A 23,911-nucleotide genomic window follows, 5' to 3' on the forward strand; every position below is an offset into this window, starting at 1 on the left:
CTAGGAAGCTCGCCACAGGTTGCTCAAAGCACAGCTTTGAGGTTGCAGACAAAGCTGACGTGGTTGGAAGAGATTTTTGAAGAGTATAAAAAGCGAGCAAGCCCGCTTTTAGTCTATTTTACTAAAGTTTAGTAAGAGTGAACTGGTCAGAACGGATACAGAACTAAAGGCCATGGCTAGACCTGCCAGTTCTGGGTTGAGAGCCAGTCCAACACCTGAAAAGACTCCTGCTGCAATCGGAATTCCGGCGACATTGTAGATAAAGGCCCAGAAAAGATTGAGCAGAATTCGATTAAAGGTTTTCTTACTCATGTCAAAAGCACGAACCACTCCTAGGAGGTTATTAGTTGTCAACACCAAATCTGCTGACTCGATGGCAATATCTGTTCCAGCTCCCATAGCAATCCCCACATCTGCTACACTAAGGGCAGGAGCGTCATTGATACCATCCCCAACAAAGGCTACTTTGCCAGACGCTTGTAGTTTATGGATTTCATGAGCTTTTTCCTCTGGCAAGACACCTGCAATGACCTCTTCGATTCCGATCTGATCGGCAATGGCACGCGCCACACCAGCATTGTCTCCTGTCAGCATGACTGTTTTAAGACCTCGTTTTTTCAACTGACTGATGGCAAGCTTAGCATTTTCCTTAGGAATATCTTGCAGAGCAAGCAAGCCTTTGATTTCATTCTCAACAGCCAAGAACACAACTGTCTTAGCTTCTTTTTCCAGTTGTTCTAGTTTTTCCTGATAAGTGCTAGAAATATCCATGCCATCCAGCATTTTAGCATTTCCAAGCAAAACTTGTTTTCCATTGATTTGCCCTGAAACACCTTTTCCGTGCAAGGCTTGGAAATTTTCCACAGTGTGAAGCTCAAGTCCAGTTTCAGTCGCTCGCTTAACAATAGCCTCAGCCAATGGGTGTTGAGAAGCTTCTTCCAAGGAAGCTGCCAATCCAAGCACTTCTACTTCGTCGCCGATGATATCTGTGACCACAGGTTTCCCTTCCGTCAAAGTTCCTGTCTTATCAAAAACAATAGTTTGGACTTTCTGGATTTCCTGTAGAACCGTTCCATTTTTGAGGAGAACTCCCATCTTGGCACTGCGACCTGTCCCCACCATAAGGGCTGTCGGTGTTGCAAGTCCCAATGCACAAGGGCAGGCAATAATCAGAACTGCTACTCCATAGAGAAGCGAAGACACAAAGCTCGCTCCAAGCACAACTACACTATCCCTGAGCAAGACGAACCAAACCCAAAAGGTCACAATCCCTAAAATGACAACTGCTGGAACAAAAATCCCTGAAATTTTATCCGTCAAGTCCTGAATCGGCGCACGACTTGTCTGAGCTTTCTTCACAAAATCCACAATCTGAGCCAAAACAGTCTCTGAACCAACTTTTTCTGCTCTAAAAACAAGTGTTCCACTATTATTGATGGTTGAACCAATGACGGTATCTCCAACTGTCTTGTCCACAGGCAGACTCTCACCTGTCACCATAGACTCATCAATACTAGAGATACCTTCTACTACGACACCATCAACCGCAATCTTTTCACCGGGACGCACTCGAATCAGGTCACCTACCTTGACTTGCTCCAAAGGGACTTGAACATAGTTATCCTCACGCAAGACTTCTGCAGTTTTAGCCTGCAAGTCAAGTAATTTCTCCACAGCTTGGGAAGTATTTTTCCGCATTTTCTCCTCAAAAACGGCTCCCATAAGAACGAAGAAGAAGATAAATGCAGCACTTTCAAAGTAAACGGGGAGACCAGCGAAGAGGGCAACTAAGCTATAGAAATAGGCCACTAGGGTTCCCAGAGCAACCAAGGTATCCATGTTGGCATTGTGCTTTTTAAAACTAGCCCAAGCACTTTGGATATAAGGACCACCTGCTACTAGCATAATCGGTGTTGTGGCTAAAAAGGTGCCCCAACGCATGACTTGGTGACTAATTCCTCCTGTCGACATCCCAATCATGAGGATCACAAGAGGCACAGTAAAGATACTAGTAATCCAAAAACGCTGTAAAAGTGATAGAGATTTTCGAGTCTTCTCAACGACTGTATAGCTTCCCTTTTGCATCTTCATGCCACAAGAAAATTCATGTTGGCCTAATTCTTGAGGTGTAAAACGAATGACTTTCTCCTCGTCTACGCCGATTGGTTCCAAGATGCCTTCTTCTTCAAACAGAATTTCCTTATAACAGTTTGAAGGTGTCACACGGTGAAAGGTGATCTCAGCAGGAACTCCTTTTTGCAGTTGAATGTGGGCTGGATGGTAGCCTTTGTCTGCCGTGATACGGATTTTTTGAACACCATTTTCAAGACTTGCTTTTACAATTTCAGTCATATCATTCTCCTATTCTACAATCATCTTGCCGTGCATCATATTCATGCCACAAGAGAAACCATACTCTCCAGCCTGCTCAGGCGTGATTTCCACTACATACTCTTCACCCATTGGCAGGTCCGCATGTACACCAAAATCTGGAAAAACAATTTGGTCCAGACAGGGTGAAGGATCCTTACGGTCAAAGACAATGCGGGCTGGCACTGATTTCTTGAGGATAATCAACTCAGGCGTATAGCCCCCCATGACTTCCACTCGAATCTCTTGGTAGCCGTTTTTTTGCTGGGCTTTTTGTCCAGATTTTTCAGGCTTTTTGAAAAACCAAAACAAGATAAACGCGATAAGGGCAATACAAACAATGGTTACAATACTATTTAACATGACGTCTCCTTTACATACAATTACATCTTACTTCTGTTACAGCACTTGATTTCTTCTTAGAAATCACAGCTTCTAAGTCTTCCAAGTCAGCCAGAGTAAAATCACATTCAGCAATCAAATCAGCTAACAAGTTCTTAATCCTACGAGAACAAACCTTGTCCTTGATATCTTGGACAAGTAAATCCCGACTTTGGTCTAAAGTTAAAAGAGCTGAATAGACAAAGGACTTGCCTTCTTTTTTCCGAGTCAAGCACTCTTTCTCAACCAAACGAGCCAAAAGAGTTTGAATGGTCGACTTGGACCAGTCGAACCGCTCCGCCAGAACCCTGATCAAATCCGTACTTGTCTGCTCTCCTTGCATCCAAATAATCTTCATGACCTGCCATTCTGCATCTGAAATCTGCATAATCACACCTCCTAAATCTACATTTGTCGATTACAGTTATTAGTATACTTCAAAAATCTACATTTGTCAACTATGAAAATCGAATCTTTCTCTTTTTTTAATCTTCATGCCAAAAGTGATTAAAACACAAGAAAAACCTCCACATTATGTGGAGGCAAGCTGTTTTATCAATACAATTTTAAGTCGCGTGGGTCAACTGGGAAGGTTGGGTTGTATGGGTTGTGACGGAGTTTGAAGTGTTTAACATCTTCAATAGTCTGAGTTCCAGACAATTGCATGACTGTCTTCAATTCTGCATTCAAGTGTTCAAAGACTTGACGTACACCGACACTACCGCCGAGGGCCAAGCCATAGATAACAGGGCGACCAATAGCTACCAAGTCTGCTCCTGATGCCAAGGCTTTAAAGACATGTTGACCACGACGAACACCTGAGTCAAAGACAATTGGCACGCGTTTGTCAACCGCTTCAGCTACTTCTTGAAGTGAATCAAAGGCTGCTGGTCCACCATCAATTTGGCGTCCACCGTGGTTTGTTACCCAGATACCAGATGCACCTGCAGCAAGCGAACGTTCAACGTCCTCACGGCATTGTGGTCCCTTGACATACACAGGAAGTCCAGAGTATTCAGCGATAAATTCTACATCACGTGGAGACAAGCGTTGTTTAGCTGATTTATAAACAAAGTCCATTGATTTACCAGCACCTTCTGGCAGGTATTCTTCAACAATCGGCATGCCAACTGGGAAGACAAAACCATTACGCTTATCAACCTCACGATTGCCCCCTACAGTCGCATCTGCCGTCAAGACAATCGCTTTATAACCTTCAGCCTTCACACGGTCCATGATGTGGCGGTTGATTCCGTCATCTTTACTAAAGTAAAATTGGAACCAATGTGGTGTCCCTTGAAGGGCTTCCGTAATTTCTGGAAGATCGACAGTAGAGTAAGAGCTAGTTGTGTAAAGAGAACCAAACTCATGCACGCCACGCGCAGTCGCCACTTCACCCTGTTCATTTGCCAATTTATGAGCCGCAACAGGCGCCATAATGATTGGTGAAGACAATTTTTCACCTGCAAATTCAATCTCTGTACTTGGATTTTCTACATTGCAAAGTGTATGCGGAACGATGAGTTTGTGGTTAAAGGCACGAATATTCTCACGCAAAGTGAAAGTATCTTCCGCCCCACTAGCGATATAGCCAAATGCTGCTTTAGGAATAACTTGTTGCGCCATTGGCTCCAAATCATAGGTATTGATGAAATCTACATAGCCTTCTGCATTGCTTGTTTTGTATGACATAAAATGCCCTCCTTAATAAGTAAGCGTTTACTTTGTATGTTACAAAAATATCTTAACTCTTTTTTCAAAACTTTTCAAATATTTTGTTTGTAAATTTCAGAAATTTTATGTCTATGATAAAAAATCCTTATAACGGCAATAAAAAATAGATATTATCCAAAGAAGATTTTAAGTGCTACAATAACTGTATTATTTCTAGATGGGAGGTTCTATTTTTGGATTGGTCCATTGTTGAACAATATCTACCACTATATCAAAAGGCATTCTTTCTAACCTTGCATATTGCAGTTTGGGGAATTTTGGGATCCTTTCTGCTCGGTTTAATCGTTAGTATCATCCGACATTATCGAATCCCTGTTTTGGCGCAAGTAGCGACAGCCTATATTGAATTGTCACGTAATACGCCCCTTTTGATTCAACTCTTCTTTCTCTACTTCGGACTTCCCCGAATCGGGATTGTCCTATCTTCAGAAGTCTGTGCCACTTTAGGGCTGGTCTTTTTAGGAGGCTCCTATATGGCAGAATCTTTCCGAAGTGGGCTGGAAGCCGTCAGTCAAACCCAGCAGGAGATTGGATTAGCTATCGGTCTGACACCTGTACAGGTCTTTCGCTATGTGGTTCTTCCGCAAGCAACAGCTGTGGCACTCCCCTCCTTTAGCGCCAATGTCATTTTCCTCATCAAGGAAACCTCTGTTTTCTCAGCAGTAGCTTTGGCCGACCTCATGTACGTCGCCAAAGACTTGATTGGGCTCTACTATGAGACAGACATTGCACTGGCTATGTTGGTAGGTGCTTACCTTATCATGTTGCTACCCATCTCACTGGTCTTTAGTTGGATAGAAAGGAGGCTCCGCCATGCAGGATTTGGGAATCCAAGTACTCTTTCAGGGAAATAATCTCCTGCGGATTTTACAGGGATTGGGCGTTACGATTGGGATATCCATCCTGTCTGTCCTCTTATCCATGATATTCGGAACAGTCATGGGAATCATCATGACCTCCCATTCTAGAATCGTACGATTTTTGACACGATTGTATTTAGAATTCATCCGTATCATGCCCCAGCTGGTGCTACTCTTCATCGTTTACTTTGGCTTAGCTCGAAACTTTAATATCAATATCTCAGGTGAGACTTCAGCTATTATCGTTTTTACCCTCTGGGGAACGGCTGAAATGGGAGACTTGGTACGTGGAGCCATCACTTCCCTCCCTAAGCATCAGTTTGAAAGTGGACAGGCGCTCGGCTTGACAAACGTTCAACTTTACTACCACATTATCATCCCACAGGTTTTGAGAAGACTGCTACCGCAGGCTATCAATCTTGTCACTCGGATGATCAAAACCACTTCCTTGGTTGTTTTGATTGGAGTTGTTGAAGTAACCAAGGTTGGACAACAAATCATCGATAGCAATCGCTTGACTATCCCAACCGCTTCCTTCTGGATTTATGGAACCATTCTGGTCTTGTATTTTGCAGTCTGCTTTCCTATTTCCAAACTATCCACTCACCTAGAAAAACATTGGAGGAACTAAATGTCGGAAACTATCTTAGAAATCAAGGAACTAAAAAAATCCTTCGGAGACAATCCCATCCTCCAAGGACTTTCTCTAGATATCAAAAAAGGGGAAGTTGTCGTTATCCTAGGACCATCTGGTTGTGGGAAAAGTACACTCCTTCGTTGCCTCAATGGCTTAGAAAGTATTCAAGGTGGAGATATTCTTCTGGACGGTCAGTCTATCGTTGAAAATAAAAAAGATTTTCACCTAGTTCGCCAAAAGATTGGCATGGTCTTTCAAAGTTATGAACTCTTTCCCCATCTGGATGTCCTACAAAACCTCATCCTAGGCCCTATCAAAGCTCAAGGAAGGGACAAGAAAGAAGTAACGGAAGAAGCTCTGCAACTACTGGAACGTGTCGGTTTGCTAGATAAACAACATAGCTTTGCGCGTCAATTATCTGGCGGACAGAAGCAACGGGTTGCAATTGTTCGTGCCCTCCTCATGCACCCAGAAATTATCCTCTTTGACGAAGTGACTGCTTCGCTGGATCCAGAAATGGTGCGTGAGGTTCTGGAACTCATCAATGACTTGGCCCAAGAAGGCCGTACCATGATTTTAGTAACCCATGAAATGCAGTTTGCTCAAGCTATTGCCGATCGGATTATCTTCCTCGACCAAGGGAAAATCGCTGAAGAAGGAACAGCTCAAGCCTTCTTTACCAATCCGCAAACCAAACGAGCCCAGGAATTTTTAAACGTCTTTGACTTTAGCCAATTTGGCTCATATCTATAAAGGAGATTCTTATGAAACTATTCAAACCACTCTTAACTGTTTTGGCACTTGCCTTTGCCCTTATCTTTGTCACAGCTTGTAGCTCAGGTGGAAATGGTGGTGCATCGTCTGGCAAAACTACTGCCAAGGCTCGCACAATCGATGAAATCAAAAAAAGCGGTGAACTGCGAATCGCCGTATTTGGAGATAAAAAACCCTTTGGTTACGTTGACAATGATGGTTCTTACCAAGGTTACGATATTGAACTTGGAAACCAACTGGCACAAGACCTTGGTGTCAAGGTTAAATACGTTTCAGTCGATGCTGCCAACCGTGCTGAATATTTGATTTCAAACAAGGTAGATATTACTCTTGCCAACTTTACAGTGACTGATGAACGTAAGAAACAAGTTGATTTTGCCCTTCCATACATGAAAGTTTCTCTTGGTGTCGTATCACCTAAGACTGGTCTTATTACAGATGTCAAACAATTAGAAGGCAAAACATTGATTGTCACAAAAGGAACGACTGCTGAGACTTATTTTGAAAAGAATCATCCAGAAATCAAACTCCAAAAATACGACCAATACAGCGACTCTTACCAAGCCCTTCTTGACGGACGTGGAGATGCCTTCTCTACTGACAATACTGAAGTCCTAGCTTGGGCGCTTGAAAACAAAGGATTTGAAGTAGGAATTACTTCTCTTGGAAATCCAGATACCATTGCAGCAGCAGTTCAAAAAGGCAACCAAGAATTGCTAGACTTCATCAATAAAGATATTGAAAAATTAGGTAAGGAAAACTTCTTCCACAAGGCCTATGAAAAAACACTTCACCCAACCTACGGTGACGCTGCTAAAGCTGATGACCTGGTTGTTGAGGGCGAAAAAGTTGACTAGTTATTAACTCTTAAAAGGGACTGGATTTTAAACTCCAATCCCTTTTTAAGATTTTACCTATAACATCCTGAGTCTATCTAAGATGTTCAATCTGAACACAGTGTACATACTTTATCTTCTATTGCATATACTTTATCACATAAGATACGAATATCCTCTTCACTATGACTAGCAATCAAAATTGTTGTCCCTTTTTCACTAGAGAGCTTTCTAAACAATGTTCTCATATTTTCTACACTTGATTTGTCCAAGGCATTCATAGGTTCATCTAGTAAAAGAATAGAGGGATTCTCCATAATTGCTTGAGCAATCCCTAGCTTTTTCCTCATACCTAGCGAATAAGTTTTAACTTTCTGGTCTTTTTGCTCATATAGACCAACTATTTTCAGTGTATCATTGATTTCCTGATTACCAACTACTCCTCGTATGCTTGCCAAATATTGTAAATTCTTAAAGCCACTATAATAATTTATAAAACCAGGTTCTTCAATCAAAGCTCCCAAATTAGCTGGAATTTTTCTCTCAGGAACAATATTTTCCCCATTGATTAACACTTCCCCATAAGACGGACTATATAAACCAGCTATTAATTTAAACAATACACTTTTCCCTGAGCCATTCGCACCAGTAATTCCTATAATTTCCCCCTGTTTACAACTAAAATTAAGGTTTTGAAAAACACATGTTTTTTTTAATTCCAACTGAATATTTTTTAATGTAATTATTTCATTCATTCTATAAACCTCCTCTTTTGACGAGTGAAATAGAAAATGCTTTTAAAAAGAAAGACTAAAAATAGCAACTGAAGAAATAGATCTCGTCCTATATCTCCATTTCCTCTATTCAGAATATAAAATAGATAATTGGTTCGATTCCCCACAAATAAACTGCCAAACACAATCATGAGTAAAAAGAAGCTAACACAAGAAAAGTTCATTTGCTCATTCGCTCCTAGTATGTATAACGTAAAGCAAAGCAAGGATAGCACACAAACATTCAAAAAATCAACTATAAACAAAACTCCTATATCCCAGTTTGGTAACTGTAACATAAATTGAATCACTAGAACTTTTACCATGATTAAAACGAGTCCATAAAGAAAACAGGTCCAAATCTGATACCTAATCCAGAGCTTAATAGAAGAAAATCGAATCACTTCCATAAAGAAATCGGATGCTCTTCTACGATATACAACTGCTAGAAAAAATGCATGAATAATAAACCAATGAAGCAACCATATAGATAAGACTAAAAAAGAGTTTTGACTCAGATTAGGCCCTTTTAAAATTTCTATAACAAGTCTATCATTTCCTTCTAACCAATACCATAATCCTAAACAAATCAATATCCAAAAAAGAACATAACCCCAAAAGTACTTGGTATAGATTATCTGATTCAACCTCCACATGTGACTACTTAACTTTCCCATTTCCAACTTTTACACTCTCCTCCAGTTTCTATGAACAGAAAATACAGTCAATGGAATTATGATAGATAGTAATGTAAGCCAATAAATCAATGCATACGGATTGGAATTTACCATATACTGAAAAATTGGCAATAATCCAATTAGCCCATTGTTCAACTGATAAATCCAGAATAAGGATTCTACAAATAAAAAAGTAAACAGAAATACTAAGCTCATGCTTGATTTTTTAAACCAAGAAAAACTGCTAATAGTAAGTAAGGATAAAAAGAAATAGTATGCTATATAAGAGAAAAAAAATCCTATAAAGAAACTAGCATTGTTTGCAATACTTATACCATAAAATTCTCTTAAAAAATCAACCTCCTTTATCTCCAAAGAGAAGCTAAAACCATTACTAAATGCAATTAGAAAAATCAATAAAAATAAAGTCGCCGTCCAAATCCCCGTACTAAGAGCTGCTAATTTGAAACTAAAACTGGTAAAGTGCTTAATTGATTTCAGACGAATGCGGCACTCCAACCTATTAAAATAGTTATTCATCAAATGAAAAAAGAATAATATATATGTGAACGGAAAGCAATATACTCCAGTCGTAATATCTTGAAGTAAGACTAAGAGCCATTCTAATACATTTGGATGGATTGAATATTGGCGACATCGCAGTAAATATACTGTACTAGATAAAATACAGGATAGCAGTAATATAAAATAAACCAATACTGCTAAAAAATCTTTTTTGTAAAATTGAACAAATTGTTTCATTATACGTAGTCCTCTGAATGTAGAAAAAATGTACCATAAACAACCAAACAACTAACAAATAAAATAAAAGCAAGATGCCCACTAACTAAGGAAAGACTGATATCTTTCTGATATCCCAAAGCTAATGTTGTCACAGGTTCTAAGTAAGATAGCTCTAAAATACCCCAAAAAATACCCCCAACCATCATATAGGCAACTGGGATGAAAATAGCTCCTAATTTTTTCTTCACTAGCAAAGCACTAGCTAGTCCAAAAATAGAGAACACAGCGCCCCAAACTCCATACCAGAGAGTCGTTACAAGACTATAGAGAAACTGATTAGAATCAAATAATTCTTTTAAGGCACCACTATAGTCTCCAATATAAATTTCCTGATAAGGAGTCACTAAAAGATTAATTCCTAATAATAATAAATAGGGGAGAAAAAAGACTAGAAAAGAAGAAATAATTACAGTACTACCCACAATAGCCAGATACTTCTTTTTAGAAATTCGACACAATTGTGCTGTTAGAAAATGACTCTCAGCATCCTCTATTATCTGACTAGAATAGGGCAGTGTACAGATAAGTGCAGCTACTAGGCTAATCGGTGAAAATCCTCTAATAGAAGAAGCGGCAAAAAAAATCGATAAACCTTCAATTTTATAAATACCATTGAAAGCAAGGAAATTTCCTAAACTCATGCAAAGAAGGGTCAAAAATAAAGACATATAAAACCGAGGTGATTTAACGACTCGTACAAGATTACAAATAAAAAATTCCATCCCAACTCCTCCTTATAATAAGAATAGGGTGTAGCATTCTTTTTTCATGCTACACCCACAATCAACCATCTTTAAGGCTTACTCTGACAAGTAAGTTAATAAGAATCTGGACTCCAAGAACCTGAAGTATGAATTCTTACATGATTTCCAAACTGTGGCGCCATAGCTAATCTAGTATCAGAACCAATATAATTATCACCACCTCCATTATAGTACATGACAATCCTAGAGCCAGAACTCAATTGATACATTGGAGTGATATCTGCCCCACTATAGGCGCTACGAATAGAGGTATTTAACGTTTTACCGCCACCAGTGCTGTCATTATTATTAATTCCAGCAGAGGCGTTTTCTTTCTCAAGCTCACTAGTTGTATCCGCACCAAAACGCGGCAACGTTAAATCATAATCTCCAATCTGTCTAGCTAAGACTGTAGGGAGAAACAAACTAAATGCAATTGTAACTACGCAAAAAAGGGAATATATTTTTCTTCTTTTCATGACATCGTCCTCCTAAGAAGTGATAAACAAGATAGTTGATTGATCAATTTGATACATATTATATTTTCATTATATCAATAAAAGAAAGCGCTGTCAATTATTTTGTTTAAAATATTATCATATTTTAAACAAAATGGTTAAAAGAGTCCGGGACAAAAAGATTTTAATTTTAGAAATTCTTTATTATAAATTTTAAAAATCGATAAATTATACAAAAAAACGAACGAAACAGAATTCTGGTTGTTAGATAACTCGTTTTGTTCGTTTTTTATATTTAAAGTTAGATTTTTGTCCCAGACTCGTCTCTCTTTATCTTACTGACCTAACCTTCTTGCCAATTCTCTTGGTCTTCTTTAAAGCGTTTTAGGAGAGCGAGTCCTTCTGGTGTGATATATCCTTCTTCTTGGGCTAGATGGATGAGCTCACTGTAGTTTGAAAGTGTCACCAATTTCACACCAGCATCCGCAAAGTTCTTATCTGCTTTTGGCAATTGGTAACTGAAAATTGCTACTACACCAAGCACATCTGCTCCTTCTCGCGTTGCTGCTGCTACTGCTTCAAGAACAGAACCACCAGTTGAAATGAGGTCTTCAACCACTACCATTTTTTGACCTTGAGCTACGCGGCCTTCGATTTGATTACCAGCTCCGTGGTCTTTTGGTTTGCTACGGATATAGGCAAATGGCAGATTCATCTTGTCAGCAATGATGGCTCCGTGAGGAATCCCTGCTGTTGCAGTTCCTGCAATCACTTCTACCTCTGGAAAGGCTTCTTTGATAGCTTCCACAAAGCCATTTTCAATTAAGTTACGAGTTTCTGGATAGGCTAGTGTCACACGATTATCAGTGTAAATCGGTGACTTGATACCAGATGCCCAAGTGAAAGGCTCCTCTGGTTTGAGGTAAACTGCTTGAATTTTCAAGAGGTGGCTAGCGATATCTTTAGCAAGTGTCATGGTCTTCTCCTTTTGTTTTTCTAATCTAGTTCTTTAATTCCAGTCCTGTGTCCATTCATCCTTGATGGCATGATAAGCTGCAACAGGATTCTCAGCTTGGGTAATGGGACGTCCCACTACGATATAGTCACTACCGATTTGATAGGCATCAGCAGGTGTCATCACGCGTTTTTGGTCTCCAACTGCAGCACCTGCTGGACGAATGCCCGGTGTCAGACAGATAAAATCTGGATTGGTGGCCTGCTTGATGAGTTGCACTTCCTGAGCCGAGCAAACAACACCATCTAATCCCGCTTCAGCCGTCTTCTTGGCATAATGAATCACTGACTCCTGCAGACTGGTTTGGATATTTTGAAAATCCTTCATCTGAGCTTCTGAGGTTGATGTGAGCTGAGTGACAGCGATCAATTTGGCTTGACTTCCAAGACCTTCACGCGCAGCCTTCATCATCTCTACACCACCAGCTGCATGAACATTGGTCATATCCACACCAAGCTGAGACAAAACCTTCATGGCTGACTTGACCGTATTGGGAATATCATGAAGCTTAAGATCCAAAAAGACACTGTGCCCCAGGCCTTTCAAGTAAGACACAATCTCAGGACCTGCTGCGTAATAGAGCTCCATCCCTACCTTTAGATAAAGGTTTTCTTCTGCTGGAAAAAGAGCTAAGAATTCCTTGACCGCCTCAAAACTAGGAAAATCAAGAGCAATAACTGGACGATGTTCTCGCATAGGTTTCTCCTTTTACCTTTGCTAGTGAGAGAGTCTGGCCACAAGAAGGCACGAAAAAAGGAACCTGCCAACAGCAAGGTTCCACGAAAAATGGGTAGTCTCCACCCTTTCACCGTCTAACCTTAGCTGCCTCTCTGGACTGCTTTAAAGGTTTTTTACTATTCTATTATTTCTACTAACACTTGTCAAGTAAAAACTTGGTCACTAAAGAGCTATAGGAGAAAAGCTAAACCTAGCGACGCGATGAACGCTGACTTGTTTGGTTTCGATTGCTTTCTTCCTCCAATTTTTTCTTCTCTTCTTCCAATTTATTCTGCTGTTCTTCTAGCCTTTTCTTCTCTTCCTCTTTCTGTTTCTTCTCAGCTTCCTTGGCCTCTTGTTTGGCCTTTTCCTCAGCTTCCATAATTAATTTATCCGCCACAGTGTAGCTGTAAATTCCAGCTTCCATGTCAATCACACTCGGTTCTGACAACTGTGGCTTAATCTTACTATAGTAAGGTAGTTTCTTACTCATTTCAGATAGAGGAACCAATACCTCGTCCGAATCATTCATAGTCAATCGAATTAAATCAGAAGTCACCTTGCTTGGGGCTAGTTCCACCTTTTGGATAGCAGATTTGAGTTCGGGGCTAATTTGAGAAAGTTCTGAGGTAAAGGTCTTGATTTGTTCGCTGTCATTAAAGAGAACTGATATATAAGTTTCTGGCAGACTCACCAAACTGACCGAACTGGTCTCAAGCTGACCGCTGGAAAGAATAGGATAATGGTTTTCACCAGAAATATAGTAGGCTACAATATCATATTCCTTGACCTTGATAGTGAACTTGGTTGGAAATTGATAAACAAGCTGAGCTGATTCAACCCAATAGTTAGACTTGATCTGCTCTTCATATTTTGCCTTATCTAGCAGAAGGTTAATCGTATAATCCGAATCCTGAATGCCAGAAGCCTGTCGAATATCATCAGCTGTAGTTTGCACTGTTCCCTCAACACGAATATCCTTCATAGTCGCATAAGGACTGAGCAAGTAAACAGAGGCAAGCAATAAAAGCAGACTGAGAAACAAAATCGAGATAGCCCGCCAGATATGAACTCCTGGAATTTTCGGTTTGACCGGTTTTTCCTTTACAGTCTTTTTCTCTATTTTTTTATCCTGTTTATTCTGTTTCTTTGGCTCTTTAGATTTTGGTTCTTCTTTGGCTACTTCTTTTTTGGCGTCTTCTGATTTTTCTACTTTTTCCTTAGCGTCTTCCTTATCTGATTCTGAATCTTTTGGTTCAGAATCACTCTCTTTGTCTTCAGTTTCATCTGATTTTTCAGATTTTGAAGCCATTCGAGCTTGTCTTTCCTTTTCCTTCTCCTCAGCTAGGGCCGCCTCTTCTTCAGCCTTCTTTTTTAGGTATTCTTGGTTTCGTTTCTGCCATTCTGATAACTCTTTAAATTCTTCGAGGATTTCTTTGCCCTCATTTTTCTTATCTTTTGACATTTACTTTCCTTATGATAAATCTTTTTTCAATAATTGATAAAAATCTGCAAGAGATTTCAATTCCTTAGAAGCCTTCATCTTAGCTTGGTATTCTTCCTTGTGACTTAGTAAGTGAGAAAGCTTCTCTTCTAAACTATCCAAGGTCAAATCGCTTTCTTGAAGCTCTTCTGCATAGCCTTTTTTTACAAAGTAGGCTGCATTTTCAATCTGGTCTCCACGACTAGCTTCACGACCAAGTGGCACAATAACATGCAATTTTGCCATGGCCAAGAGCTCAAAAATCGTATTGGCACCACCTCGTGTCACAACAATATCAGCCAATTCCATCAAGGGTTGATAGAGATTGGTCACATAGTCAACACGAAAGAGATTTTGGCTCAACTCATTCAGGCTAGAATCTCCAGTTAAATTGATAATATTGTAGCGTTCTGTCAGTTCTTTCTTATGGTCTGTCACCAATTGGTTAAAGACACGAGCGCCTGCAGAACCACCGACAAACAATACAGTTGGCAATTTGGGATTAAAGTGAGTTTGAATATCCACCAATTCATCGGGTTCTGGACTTTTTTTGTCTGAAACCTTGGTCACTGCTCCTACATGCTCAACCTTAGCCAAACTTGAAGCTTGCTCAAAGGTTGAATACATCTTCGTCGCAAATTTATAGGCGATTTTATTGGCCAAGCCCATGGACAAGTCAGATTCGTGAATAAAGACAGGCACTCCTGACACACGCGCAGCGATAACAGGTGGCACAGAGACAAAGCCTCCCTTTGAAAAAAGTGCTTGTGGACGAAGTCGCAACATGATAAAGAGAGATTGGACAATTCCCCATCCAACTTTAAAGACGTCCAGCATATTTTGCCAAGAGAAATAACGGCGCAATTTGCCAGTCGCAATAGAATGGAAGGTGACATCAAGACCCGACTTGAGGATTTCTTGGTGTTCAATCCCACGCTTGTCCCCAATATAGTGAACTTCCCAGCCATCTTCGATGAACTTAGGCATTAACAAAAGGTTGAGAGTAACGTGTCCAACCGTCCCCCCACCTGTAAAGACAATTTTTTTCATATTATTCCTTTAACTCCGCTACTGTGTCGATAAAGAGGTCGCCACGTACTTCAAAGTTAGCATACATATCCCAGCTGGCATTGGCAGGACTGAGAAGAACCACATCTCCTTGAGTCGCAAGCTCGTAGGCCTTGCGGGTTGCATCTGCAATATCAGTCGCATCCACATAAGCCACACCAGCCTTGTCTGCTGCCCGTTTAACACGTTCTGCAGACTGACCAAGGATGACCATCTTCTTGAGTCCAGTAATATCTGGCACCAATTCGTCAAACTCATTACCACGGTCCAAACCACCTGCAATCAAAATGACCTTGCTGTTGTCAAATCCTGACAAGGCTTTTTGAGTAGCCAAGATATTGGTTGACTTGCTATCATTATAGAATTTGACACCCTTGATTTCATCCACAAATTGGAGACGGTGTTTGACACCTCCAAAGGCTGAAAGAGTTTCTTTGATGATCTGGTTATCAACACCACGAAGCTTGGCAACAGCAATAGTCGCAAGGGCATTTTCCACATTGTGGCTACCTGGAACTCCGATTTCATTCGCTGCCATGACCACTTCCCCACGGAAGTAGAGTTGACCATCTTCCAGATAAGCTCCATCAACCTTTTCAAGTGTTGAGAATGGTACAACTGTAGCTTGTGTTTTAGTAGCTAATTCTTTTGCCAAGTCTTGGTTAAAGTTCAAGACGAGGAAATCAGCCGCTGTCATCTTGTTCTGGATATTCCACTTGGCTGCTACATATTCCTCAAATGACCCATGGTAGTCGATATGAGTTGGCATGAGGTTGGTAATAACCGCAATCTCAGGATGAAATTCTTGAACGCCCATGAGTTGGAAAGAAGAAAGTTCCATGACAAGCGTGTCCTTGTCTGACGCAGTTTGTGCCACTTGACTAGCTGGATAGCCGATATTTCCTGATAAGAGACCATGTTGCCCAGCAGCAGTCAAAACTTCCCCAATCATAGTCGTTGTGGTTGTTTTACCGTTCGAACCAGTAATACCAACAATCGGTGCTTCAGAAATCAAATAAGCCAATTCCACCTCGGTCAAGACTGGAATTCCCTTGGACAAAGCCTTTTCAATCATGGGATTACTGTATGGGATACCTGGATTTTTCACCATAAGGGCAAACTCTTCATCCAAGAGTTCCAAAGGATGACCGCCTGTGATGACCTTGATCCCTTCTTCCAGCAAACTTTGCGCAGCTGGATTGTCCTCGAATGGTTTCCCGTCATTTACTGTCACAATGGCACCCAGCTTATCCAACAAACGAGCTGCAGATTCACCAGACTTGGCCAAACCTAAAACAAGGACTTTCTTATTTTTAAATTGATCTATTACTTTCATGTCTCGAACTCCATTTCTACTCTTACTATTTTACCATTTTTATGGAAATAAAAAAGCCACAAAGTGTGTTTGTGACTCTTTCTTCTAACTGAATTTCGCCATATCATCTATGTGATAAATCGGTAACTCGAATAACTTGGTCCACTTGCTCCCAAATCAGAGGATTGTGGGTCGCAATAATAATAGTTCGATTCGGATTTTTTAAAGATTCTAGGATAGAAAGTAATTCCTCAGAGTTTTTGGGGTCTAAGGAAGCGGTTGGTTCATCTGCGAGGATCAAAGGTGGATCCTTTAAGATTATCTTCGCTAGTGCAACACGTTGTGCTTCTCCTCCTGATAATTCAAAGATAGGTTGCTTTAAATCTAAATAAGAGAGGTTAACACGGTTTAGAGCTTGTTTCATCAAAGAGATTTTCTCTTTTTCTTTCAACTTTTTACCAACTAAACCCAGATTGAGATTCTCTTTGACGGTTTGGCTTTCGATTAAGCCAAAATCTTGAAATAGGTATCCTAAGTAATCTCTAAAGAAAACAGAAGGCTTGATGTCCTTAAGAGAAGTACCATCATAGATGATTTGTCCTTTGTCATATGGCTCTAATCGTCCAATCATATTCAAGAGTGTTGTCTTACCACAGCCACTTGTACCAATTAAGGCATAAATTTTCCCACCTTCAAAATGAAGATTCGTATCTGAAAATAGCTGACGGCTTCCAAATTTTTTAGATATATTCTTTAGTTCAATCATCCTATTTTCCTTTCATAATTGTCATAGAAACACGAGATTCTTTATGAGCTTGACGGTAAAGCGTCAAAACTGCACTAGCTAGAAAGACTAATAAAGTGAGCAAGCCAATCACCAAGTCTCGACTGCTTAAAATAAAGAAACTAGCACCAAATACAAAACTGGCAAATTGGCTAACCATATACTGAGCATGTGTTTCAAAAAATCGTAAACCTGAAATTCGTTTAATCAAGATATCTCGACGGAATTGCTCGAAATATAGAAGATTGACAGAATAAAAGAGTAACAAGGAACTAGCTATCCCCACAATAGCTCCTAAGATTAAAGTTGCTGTTTCAGTTTGAACTTCATTATAACGAGTTAGATAAACACTTCTTCCTTCTTTAAGATAGGATACTTGCTCATAAATTCCAGCTTCCTTCAAGAGAGATAGACCACTCTCATATCCCTTGATAAAGAGTTGCTTTCCAGCATTGATAGACCAACTAGATTTGGAAATGATACTATCACCTATAGATGTTGGAGTAAATACAACTAAAATCGGATCAGTCAAATACTGAGTGGATACGGGATTCTCACCGTTATTATAAACAAACCGCTTTTCTCCAGTTGGAAGATAACTAACAATCGCTCTCATTTCATACTCTAAAGGAGCACTTGCCTCCTCACCAGATTTTCCATAATCACTCAATCTTTCTTCAAAAGCTTTCTTAAGTTCTGCTTCCTGTGAACGAAGAGATTCTGGTAATAAGAGTCCAAATTCCCCTTTTTGAAGATGGGCTAGTTTCTGTCTAGTCTCACCATTTACAGATACATTTTCCTTGTCCAAATAACTTGGGCTGACATAAAGAACATTAGCATCTGGACTATAGGTATCCAGTGTTTCCCCTTTTTCATTTTTTCCTTGAGGATTTGCAAAATGAATGAGATTATCTTTTACAAATAGAGCCTGTTCTTCTTCGATTGCTTCCTTGGCAAAGGCATACCACTTATTCTGATTTTCTGTATCTTTTACTCTATCACCTAAGCCAAAGAAAATCTGGTAATAGTCTGCTCTGTCCTGCCATGCTTGTTTTGAAATTTCAAGTTCTTTCAATCGTTGGTAAGACGTCAAGCCTGTCTTAACAGCGTAGCCCACTGTAAAAACAGCTACTAACTGACACAATAGGGTTAAAGCCATCAGGCGTTTAAGGGGTAATCTTCCCTTAATAACGGGAACTAATGCTTTATAACTCAAACTCATTAGATAAAGAAGCATTAGTAAAATTGAAATCGCCAATAAAAACAACAGATAGAAACTAATCCCAAAACCATAGGTGGCTAACAAGATAGGATAAAACAAACCTTGACTAAAAAGAACGACTCCCCCACCTAGGAAGGAAAGGAGGGCTGATAGAAGGAGCCATTTGATATCAGTCGATAAAGAATGCCCCATGATGGATAAGAGAGTCTGACCAGAAAAGAGTTTTATACCTGCTGCTCTCATTTCCTTAATCCGAGTGATAATCACTAAAGCAAAGAAAGATAAGCCAAATATTGCTAAACTAATTAAAATAAGGGGAATTAGTAACATTCTAAAAGCAAGAGAATAGGGCGGTGTCTTTCGGTCAGGAATTGCTTTATAACCCAAATCTCCTAATTTATCGGCAAGCTTTTCTTTCGTCAAGGAGCCTGACAAAAGGAGATAACTATTTAGTGGATCACTACGTTCACGACTTTCTTGACTAGCTTCTTGGAATTCTTTTGGTAAAGTTCCCTGACCATAAGTTGCATAAGTAAAGTGAGTCGTCCCATCCTTACTCGGCTCTACAATTCTCCTAGCTATTAAACTCTGTTCTGAGTTTACAAACTTCTCTAATTCCTTTTCAAATACCTCACGCGTCGGTTCCTGAGTATCTTTTTTGACACGAAGTAGAGAAACGGAATCATAGCTTGCATATAAATATTGTGGCGCACGTAAGACTATAATCCAAGCAAAGAAGAAGCTGAGAAAAAAAGTTGATAATAATATGAATAGTTTCTTCATAGTAGACTCCTTGTATAAGAGAATAACTCTATAGAAAGAAATTTTACATTTTATAAATTCTTAGAATTATTCTCCTAGTTTAATCCATCACACCCTGAGCACCAAGACAACAATACTCTTCAAAAATCAAATTCAAACCGCGTCAACGTCGCCTTGCCGTACTCAAGTACAGCCTGCGGCTAGTTTCCTAGTTTGCTCTTTGATTTTCATTGAGTATAAATTTAATCCTTTCTTATTTTGAAATCGGTTTCTTATAACTTAAGTATATCACTTTCTATATAATCTATCAACATATTTTACTAAGATATCATTAGTAATAGAATTTTAAAGTTTCCTTAGAAATAGATGTCGGGAAAGAATTTAAGTTCAGTTTTTCCCATTCATATTATCCAAGCAAAAGAGATGATATTAACTAAAAAGCAATTCGAACTACTGTAAAATTCCTAGCAAAAAAGAGAGCCGAAACTCTCTTTTTATCTTCTTTTACTTTTATTAACCGACATGAGGGTAATATCTCGCAAGCTAAAGTATGCTAGGAAGAGCATAGCGATTGCGATAAAGAATTCTGTCGGTAGCTGAAAGATTTGCAGAACTGACAACATGAGCAAAATCAGCAATGCTACGAAAGCAAAGACGACAAGGACGATATTAACTGTCCCTTTAATGCTTTCTGGTGTCGCAAATACATAGAGTAGTAATAAGAGGAGTCCTATGATTAAATAAACCATCTTTATCTCTTTCTAGCTCTTATTCAGCTGATTTTTTCTTCTTGTTAGCTTTCTCACGCTCTGCCTTGTTAAGGATTTGTTTACGCAAACGGATAGACTCAGGCGTTACTTCCATGTACTCATCGTCGTTCAAGAACTCAAGAGACTCTTCAAGGGTCAAGATACGAGGTGTCTTGATAACAGCTGTTTGGTCCTTAGTAGCTGAACGGACGTTGGTCATTTGTTTCGCCTTCGTGATGTTAACTGTCAAGTCGTTTTCACGAGAGTTTTCACCGATGATCATTCCTTCGTAAACTTCAGTACCTGGGTTGACAAAGATCGTACCACGTTCTTCGATAGACATGATTGAGTAAGTTGTAGCCTTACCAGCATCGATAGAAACAAGGGCACCACGGTGACGACCACCAATTTCACCTGGAATCAATGGCAAGTATTGGTCGAAGGTATGGTTCATGATACCGTAACCACGAGTCATTGACAAGAACTCAGTTGAATATCCGATCAAACCACGCGCTGGAACAAGGAAGACCAAACGAGTTTGACCATTACCAGTTGAAATCATATCCAACATTTCACCCTTACGTTCAGAAAGGCTTTGGATAACAGACCCTTGGTATTCTTCTGGAGTGTCGATTTGTACACGCTCAAATGGCTCACATTTAACACCGTCGATTTCTTTTACGATAACTTCTGGACGAGATACTTGAAGTTCATATCCCTCACGACGCATTGTTTCGATAAGGATTGACAAGTGCAATTCTCCACGACCTGAAACAGTCCATTTATCTGGTGAATCAGTTGGATCAACACGAAGGGAAACGTCTGTTTGCAATTCTGCCTGCAAGCGTTCTTCCACCTTACGAGAAGTCACCCATTTACCTTCTTTACCAGCAAATGGTGAGTTGTTGACCAAGAAAGTCATTTGAAGAGTTGGCTCATCGATGTGTAGGATTGGAAGAGCTTCAACTGCGTCTGTCGGAGTAATAGTTTCACCGACAAAGATGTCTTCCATACCTGAAACGGCAATCAAATCACCTGCTTTAGCTTCTTGGATTTCACGACGTTCCAAACCAAAGAAACCGAAGAGTTTTGTAACACGGAAGTTCTTAGTTGTACCATCTAGTTTAGAAAGGGTAACTTGGTCCCCAACCTTAACAGTACCACGGAAGACACGACCAATACCGATACGACCAACGAAGTCATTGTAGTCCAAAAGTGATACTTGGAATTGCAAAGGCTCATCTGAGTTATCTACTGGAGCTGGGATGTGGTCGATAATTGTGTCAAAGATTGGCGCCATAGTAGCTTCTTGGTCAGCTGGATCATCTGACAATGAAGAAGTTCCGTTGATAGCTGAAGCATACACCACTGGGAAATCAAGCTGGTCATCATCTGCACCAAGCTCGATGAAAAGCTCCAAGACTTCGTCCACTACTTCTGCTGGACGAGCTGATGGTTTATCGATTTTGTTAACAACCACGATTGGGACAAGGTCTTGTTCCAAGGCTTTTTTCAATACGAAACGAGTTTGTGGCATGGTTCCTTCGTAGGCATCTACGACCAAAACAACACCGTCAACCATTTTCATGATACGCTCAACTTCTCCACCGAAGTCCGCGTGTCCTGGTGTGTCCATGATGTTGATACGAGTTCCCTTGTAGGCAACGGCTGTATTTTTAGCAAGGATGGTAATTCCACGCTCTTTCTCGATATCGTTTGAGTCCATAGCACGCTCAGCCAATTCAGTACGTGCATCAAGCGTTTCTGATTGTTTCAATAATTCGTCAACAAGGGTTGTTTTACCGTGGTCAACGTGGGCGATAATCGCAATGTTACGGATATCTTCTCTTAATTTTGTCATGATTTCCTCTATAATATTCAAAATTTATTTTCTAACTGAACGATTATACCATAATTTCAAGTAAATAACATAACTCAAGCAAGTGTAAATGTTTTCACTCTGCTTTTCTTTTCACGTCAAGCCTTTTCAAAGCAAGCGACTTATGATAAGATAGGCACAGTATGCGTTTAGATAATTTATTAGCCCAAGAAAAAATCAGCCGAAAGACCATGAAACAAGCCTTACTCAAAGGGGACATTCTCGTTGATGGTTGCCCAGCCCGTTCCCTAGCTCAAAATATCGATACAGGACTACAAGAACTCCTTTTTCAGGACCGAATCATTCAAGGCTATGAGCACACCTACCTTATGCTTCATAAACCTGCTGGTGTCGTAACAGCCAATAAAGACAAGGAACTTCAAACTGTCATGGACCTCCTGCCACCTGACATCCCGTCTGATCAGCTCTATGCTGTCGGTAGACTGGACCGAGATACGACTGGTCTCCTCCTCGTGACCGATAACGGCCCTTTGGGTTTTCAACTCCTTCATCCTCAGTATCATGTCGATAAGACTTATCAAGTTGAGGTTAATGGACTCCTGACACCTGACCATATTCAAGCCTTTCAAAAAGGAATTATCTTTTTAGATGGTACTGTCTGTAAACCTGCAAGACTAGAGATTCTATCTGCAAGTCCTTCCCTCAGCCAAGCCTCTATCACCATTTCAGAGGGGAAATTTCATCAGGTAAAAAAAATGTTCCTCTCGGTTGGTGTCAAGGTGACATCCCTCAAACGAGTTCAGTTCGGTGAGTTTACATTAGACCCAGAACTAGCAGAAGGTCAATACCGTCCCTTAAACCAAGAGGAATTGAAAATCATTAAAAATCACTTAGAGAAAAGTGGATAAAAGAAAAAAGCTTTATGTTTAAAGCTTTTTGTTTATTGCTTATCTAAAAAATACTGCGACGGCTACAATCCAGTTAAGTACAGAAACCACAAGTCCTACAATGTTGAGAATTTTTTCTGTTTTATAGTCTAGTCCAGATTCTTTTTGGTATGAAATAGCCAAGACCAATCCTACGATACCCAAAACAATACCTACAATTGGAAATAGCAAACCGAGCACAATAGATAGGATACCTAAAACAAGAGAGTGTTTTTTCTTTTCTTGCATTTTTTAAAAACTCCTTAAAATGATTATTAATTTAGTATATGAGACCGACTATATCAACTTTTTACAGAATATTAACTAGTCTTCACTTTCCCTTTCCAAGAATCCAAACCATAAGAAAGGATATAAATCTCAGAAAAACCTTGTTTTTTCAAGTAAAGGGCTGCATTTGTCACACGTTGCGCACGTTGGTTTTCGTAAAGAAGGACAGGTTTGTCTTTACGAAGGGCTGCAAGACTAGTTTTCAACTGACTTGAAGGAATATTGCGAGCCCCAAGAATATGTTTTCTGTGGAATTCTGCTGGATCACGCAAATCAATCAATTGACCCGTACGAATCAAGGCTTCAAACTCCTCATTGTCTACAATTTTAGCCGCACGGCGAATACGAAGATAGTTAAAGCCCATCCATGCCAACATTGCCAGTATAAGTGCCCACAAAATCCAAGTAACCATTAGTTCTTTTCTCCATTTTTCTCAATATAATCCAATTCTACCTTGTGCTCTCTGCGTAGAACCGCTTCTGCCTCTAGATAGTCTAATTTGTCCATCAACCCTGCATCGTAAATCCGAGAGAGTTCCAACTTCATCAGTTCAATATCATATAAGCGTTTTCCCATGTAAACAATAATACCAAATCGTTTGAGGAATTGCTGCACATCATAGAATGTTTTCATAAGACTCATTCTAGCAAAATTTTGTGTTTTTTTCAAGAAGAGACTCACACAAGAAGTATCA

At 39.9% G+C, this 23,911-nt stretch carries 26 protein-coding genes; 5 read left to right on the forward strand and 21 right to left on the reverse strand.

Annotation, left to right across the window (positions count from 1 at the left end; all coding sequences use genetic code 11):
• Positions 1-108 precede the first annotated feature (108 nt).
• The 4 genes from B7700_RS02310 to lctO all read right to left on the reverse strand — a co-directional run bounded on the left by B7700_RS02310 (position 109) and on the right by lctO (position 4,443).
• Positions 109-2,352, reverse strand: coding sequence for a heavy metal translocating P-type ATPase (locus tag B7700_RS02310; protein WP_084886859.1), 2,244 nt, complete (start codon positions 2,350-2,352; stop codon positions 109-111).
• Positions 2,353-2,361: 9 nt separating this feature from the next.
• On the reverse strand, positions 2,362-2,733 hold the full coding sequence (locus B7700_RS02315; protein WP_000935077.1) for a cupredoxin domain-containing protein: 372 nt from the start codon (positions 2,731-2,733) through the stop codon (positions 2,362-2,364).
• Positions 2,734-2,743: 10 nt separating this feature from the next.
• Positions 2,744-3,139, reverse strand: coding sequence for a CopY/TcrY family copper transport repressor (locus B7700_RS02320; RefSeq protein ID WP_049511579.1), 396 nt, complete (start codon positions 3,137-3,139; stop codon positions 2,744-2,746).
• Positions 3,140-3,306: 167 nt separating this feature from the next.
• Positions 3,307-4,443, reverse strand: a complete 1,137-nt coding sequence (gene lctO / locus B7700_RS02325) for an L-lactate oxidase (protein WP_084886861.1) — start codon at positions 4,441-4,443, stop codon at positions 3,307-3,309.
• Between the two features lie 215 nt (positions 4,444-4,658).
• On the opposite strand from lctO, the gene B7700_RS02330 reads away from it, so the two are divergent.
• Genes B7700_RS02330 through B7700_RS02345 form a run of 4 tightly spaced genes read left to right on the forward strand, consistent with a single transcriptional unit; the run spans position 4,659 to position 7,613 of the window.
• Positions 4,659-5,339 (forward strand): amino acid ABC transporter permease, encoded by a 681-nt coding sequence (locus B7700_RS02330; RefSeq protein ID WP_084886863.1) that lies wholly within the window; start codon positions 4,659-4,661, stop codon positions 5,337-5,339.
• Complete coding sequence (locus B7700_RS02335) at positions 5,299-5,976, forward strand: amino acid ABC transporter permease (RefSeq protein WP_084886865.1); 678 nt, start codon at positions 5,299-5,301, stop codon at positions 5,974-5,976. Before B7700_RS02330 ends, B7700_RS02335 begins: the two co-directional genes overlap by 41 nt.
• Positions 5,977-6,735 (forward strand): amino acid ABC transporter ATP-binding protein, encoded by a 759-nt coding sequence (locus B7700_RS02340; RefSeq protein ID WP_000004999.1) that lies wholly within the window; start codon positions 5,977-5,979, stop codon positions 6,733-6,735.
• Positions 6,736-6,746: 11 nt separating this feature from the next.
• A complete protein-coding gene (locus B7700_RS02345; RefSeq protein WP_084886867.1) occupies positions 6,747-7,613 on the forward strand; it encodes a cysteine ABC transporter substrate-binding protein in 867 nt (288 codons plus the stop codon).
• A gap of 86 nt (positions 7,614-7,699) precedes the next feature.
• On the opposite strand, the gene B7700_RS02350 is transcribed toward B7700_RS02345, so the two are convergent.
• The 14 genes from B7700_RS02350 to typA form a co-directional block, all read right to left on the reverse strand.
• Positions 7,700-8,347 carry an ATP-binding cassette domain-containing protein gene (locus B7700_RS02350; RefSeq protein ID WP_001002573.1) on the reverse strand — a complete coding sequence of 216 codons (648 nt, stop codon included), beginning with the start codon at positions 8,345-8,347 and terminating at the stop codon, positions 7,700-7,702.
• Positions 8,344-9,042, reverse strand: a complete 699-nt coding sequence (locus B7700_RS02355; RefSeq protein ID WP_185776732.1) for a hypothetical protein — start codon at positions 9,040-9,042, stop codon at positions 8,344-8,346. The genes B7700_RS02350 and B7700_RS02355 overlap by 4 nt, the downstream gene beginning before the upstream one ends.
• Positions 9,043-9,051: 9 nt before the next feature.
• The gene (locus B7700_RS02360) at positions 9,052-9,804 is read right to left on the reverse strand and encodes a hypothetical protein (RefSeq protein ID WP_084886869.1); all 753 of its coding nucleotides are present in this window, start codon (positions 9,802-9,804) and stop codon (positions 9,052-9,054) included.
• Positions 9,804-10,568: a hypothetical protein gene (locus tag B7700_RS02365; RefSeq protein WP_084886871.1), complete on the reverse strand. Its 765-nt coding sequence runs from the start codon at positions 10,566-10,568 to the stop codon at positions 9,804-9,806. The genes B7700_RS02360 and B7700_RS02365 overlap by 1 nt, the downstream gene beginning before the upstream one ends.
• A 95-nt stretch (positions 10,569-10,663) precedes the next feature.
• Positions 10,664-11,068 carry a hypothetical protein gene (locus tag B7700_RS02370; protein WP_084886873.1) on the reverse strand — a complete coding sequence of 135 codons (405 nt, stop codon included), beginning with the start codon at positions 11,066-11,068 and terminating at the stop codon, positions 10,664-10,666.
• Positions 11,069-11,390: 322 nt separating this feature from the next.
• Positions 11,391-12,023, reverse strand: a complete 633-nt coding sequence (gene pyrE, locus B7700_RS02375; RefSeq protein WP_084886875.1) for an orotate phosphoribosyltransferase — start codon at positions 12,021-12,023, stop codon at positions 11,391-11,393.
• Positions 12,024-12,056: 33 nt separating this feature from the next.
• A complete protein-coding gene (gene pyrF, locus B7700_RS02380; RefSeq protein ID WP_084886877.1) occupies positions 12,057-12,758 on the reverse strand; it encodes an orotidine-5'-phosphate decarboxylase in 702 nt (233 codons plus the stop codon).
• 232 nt (positions 12,759-12,990) lie between these two features.
• Positions 12,991-14,244 carry a cell division protein FtsQ/DivIB gene (locus tag B7700_RS02385; protein WP_084886879.1) on the reverse strand — a complete coding sequence of 418 codons (1,254 nt, stop codon included), beginning with the start codon at positions 14,242-14,244 and terminating at the stop codon, positions 12,991-12,993.
• Positions 14,245-14,253: 9 nt separating this feature from the next.
• A complete protein-coding gene (locus tag B7700_RS02390; protein ID WP_084886881.1) occupies positions 14,254-15,312 on the reverse strand; it encodes a UDP-N-acetylglucosamine--N-acetylmuramyl-(pentapeptide) pyrophosphoryl-undecaprenol N-acetylglucosamine transferase in 1,059 nt (352 codons plus the stop codon).
• 1 nt (position 15,313) lies between these two features.
• Entirely contained in the window at positions 15,314-16,666 is a 1,353-nt protein-coding gene (gene murD, locus B7700_RS02395; RefSeq protein WP_084886882.1) for a UDP-N-acetylmuramoyl-L-alanine--D-glutamate ligase, read from the reverse strand.
• A 103-nt stretch (positions 16,667-16,769) separates the two neighbouring features.
• Positions 16,770-17,411, reverse strand: coding sequence for an ABC transporter ATP-binding protein (locus tag B7700_RS02400; RefSeq protein WP_000571283.1), 642 nt, complete (start codon positions 17,409-17,411; stop codon positions 16,770-16,772).
• 1 nt (position 17,412) lies between these two features.
• Positions 17,413-19,434 carry a bacteriocin-associated integral membrane family protein gene (locus B7700_RS02405; RefSeq protein ID WP_084886885.1) on the reverse strand — a complete coding sequence of 674 codons (2,022 nt, stop codon included), beginning with the start codon at positions 19,432-19,434 and terminating at the stop codon, positions 17,413-17,415.
• Between the two features lie 473 nt (positions 19,435-19,907).
• Positions 19,908-20,162: a DUF3165 family protein gene (locus B7700_RS02415; protein ID WP_024056536.1), complete on the reverse strand. Its 255-nt coding sequence runs from the start codon at positions 20,160-20,162 to the stop codon at positions 19,908-19,910.
• Between the two features lie 19 nt (positions 20,163-20,181).
• Positions 20,182-22,023, reverse strand: coding sequence for a translational GTPase TypA (gene typA, locus B7700_RS02420; protein WP_084886887.1), 1,842 nt, complete (start codon positions 22,021-22,023; stop codon positions 20,182-20,184).
• A gap of 161 nt (positions 22,024-22,184) precedes the next feature.
• Here typA and B7700_RS02425 point away from each other — a divergent pair, with 161 nt between their 5' ends.
• Positions 22,185-22,910, forward strand: coding sequence for a 16S rRNA pseudouridine(516) synthase (locus tag B7700_RS02425; protein ID WP_084886890.1), 726 nt, complete (start codon positions 22,185-22,187; stop codon positions 22,908-22,910).
• Between the two features lie 39 nt (positions 22,911-22,949).
• Here the strand turns inward: B7700_RS02425 and B7700_RS02430 are convergent, their stop codons facing one another.
• From B7700_RS02430 to B7700_RS02440, 3 genes are all read right to left on the reverse strand, one after another.
• Positions 22,950-23,177 (reverse strand): hypothetical protein, encoded by a 228-nt coding sequence (locus tag B7700_RS02430; RefSeq protein ID WP_084886892.1) that lies wholly within the window; start codon positions 23,175-23,177, stop codon positions 22,950-22,952.
• Positions 23,178-23,248: 71 nt separating this feature from the next.
• Positions 23,249-23,629, reverse strand: a complete 381-nt coding sequence (locus B7700_RS02435; protein ID WP_000259256.1) for a rhodanese-like domain-containing protein — start codon at positions 23,627-23,629, stop codon at positions 23,249-23,251.
• Entirely contained in the window at positions 23,629-23,898 is a 270-nt protein-coding gene (locus tag B7700_RS02440) for a YqgQ family protein (protein ID WP_000051787.1), read from the reverse strand. Before B7700_RS02440 ends, B7700_RS02435 begins: the two co-directional genes overlap by 1 nt.
• Positions 23,899-23,911 lie beyond the last annotated feature (13 nt).

Source organism: Streptococcus mitis (genome assembly GCF_002096755.1).
In the GTDB taxonomy this organism is placed as follows: Bacteria; Bacillota; Bacilli; order Lactobacillales; family Streptococcaceae; genus Streptococcus; species Streptococcus mitis_AC.

Coding starts and splice junctions, on each gene's coding strand:
- B7700_RS02310 (WP_084886859.1), bottom strand. CDS start 2,352: ATGACTGAAATTGTAAAAGCAAGTCTTGAAAATGGTGTTCAAAAAATC.
- B7700_RS02315 (WP_000935077.1), bottom strand. CDS start 2,733: ATGTTAAATAGTATTGTAACCATTGTTTGTATTGCCCTTATCGCGTTT.
- B7700_RS02320 (WP_049511579.1), bottom strand. CDS start 3,139: ATGCAGATTTCAGATGCAGAATGGCAGGTCATGAAGATTATTTGGATG.
- lctO (WP_084886861.1), bottom strand. CDS start 4,443: ATGTCATACAAAACAAGCAATGCAGAAGGCTATGTAGATTTCATCAAT.
- B7700_RS02335 (WP_084886865.1), top strand. CDS start 5,299: ATGCAGGATTTGGGAATCCAAGTACTCTTTCAGGGAAATAATCTCCTG.
- B7700_RS02340 (WP_000004999.1), top strand. CDS start 5,977: ATGTCGGAAACTATCTTAGAAATCAAGGAACTAAAAAAATCCTTCGGA.
- B7700_RS02345 (WP_084886867.1), top strand. CDS start 6,747: ATGAAACTATTCAAACCACTCTTAACTGTTTTGGCACTTGCCTTTGCC.
- B7700_RS02350 (WP_001002573.1), bottom strand. CDS start 8,347: ATGAATGAAATAATTACATTAAAAAATATTCAGTTGGAATTAAAAAAA.
- B7700_RS02355 (WP_185776732.1), bottom strand. CDS start 9,042: ATGGGAAAGTTAAGTAGTCACATGTGGAGGTTGAATCAGATAATCTAT.
- B7700_RS02360 (WP_084886869.1), bottom strand. CDS start 9,804: ATGAAACAATTTGTTCAATTTTACAAAAAAGATTTTTTAGCAGTATTG.
- B7700_RS02365 (WP_084886871.1), bottom strand. CDS start 10,568: ATGGAATTTTTTATTTGTAATCTTGTACGAGTCGTTAAATCACCTCGG.
- B7700_RS02370 (WP_084886873.1), bottom strand. CDS start 11,068: ATGAAAAGAAGAAAAATATATTCCCTTTTTTGCGTAGTTACAATTGCA.
- pyrE (WP_084886875.1), bottom strand. CDS start 12,023: ATGACACTTGCTAAAGATATCGCTAGCCACCTCTTGAAAATTCAAGCA.
- pyrF (WP_084886877.1), bottom strand. CDS start 12,758: ATGCGAGAACATCGTCCAGTTATTGCTCTTGATTTTCCTAGTTTTGAG.
- B7700_RS02385 (WP_084886879.1), bottom strand. CDS start 14,244: ATGTCAAAAGATAAGAAAAATGAGGGCAAAGAAATCCTCGAAGAATTT.
- B7700_RS02390 (WP_084886881.1), bottom strand. CDS start 15,312: ATGAAAAAAATTGTCTTTACAGGTGGGGGGACGGTTGGACACGTTACT.
- murD (WP_084886882.1), bottom strand. CDS start 16,666: ATGAAAGTAATAGATCAATTTAAAAATAAGAAAGTCCTTGTTTTAGGT.
- B7700_RS02400 (WP_000571283.1), bottom strand. CDS start 17,411: ATGATTGAACTAAAGAATATATCTAAAAAATTTGGAAGCCGTCAGCTA.
- B7700_RS02405 (WP_084886885.1), bottom strand. CDS start 19,434: ATGAAGAAACTATTCATATTATTATCAACTTTTTTTCTCAGCTTCTTC.
- B7700_RS02415 (WP_024056536.1), bottom strand. CDS start 20,162: ATGGTTTATTTAATCATAGGACTCCTCTTATTACTACTCTATGTATTT.
- typA (WP_084886887.1), bottom strand. CDS start 22,023: ATGACAAAATTAAGAGAAGATATCCGTAACATTGCGATTATCGCCCAC.
- B7700_RS02425 (WP_084886890.1), top strand. CDS start 22,185: ATGCGTTTAGATAATTTATTAGCCCAAGAAAAAATCAGCCGAAAGACC.
- B7700_RS02430 (WP_084886892.1), bottom strand. CDS start 23,177: ATGCAAGAAAAGAAAAAACACTCTCTTGTTTTAGGTATCCTATCTATT.
- B7700_RS02435 (WP_000259256.1), bottom strand. CDS start 23,629: ATGGTTACTTGGATTTTGTGGGCACTTATACTGGCAATGTTGGCATGG.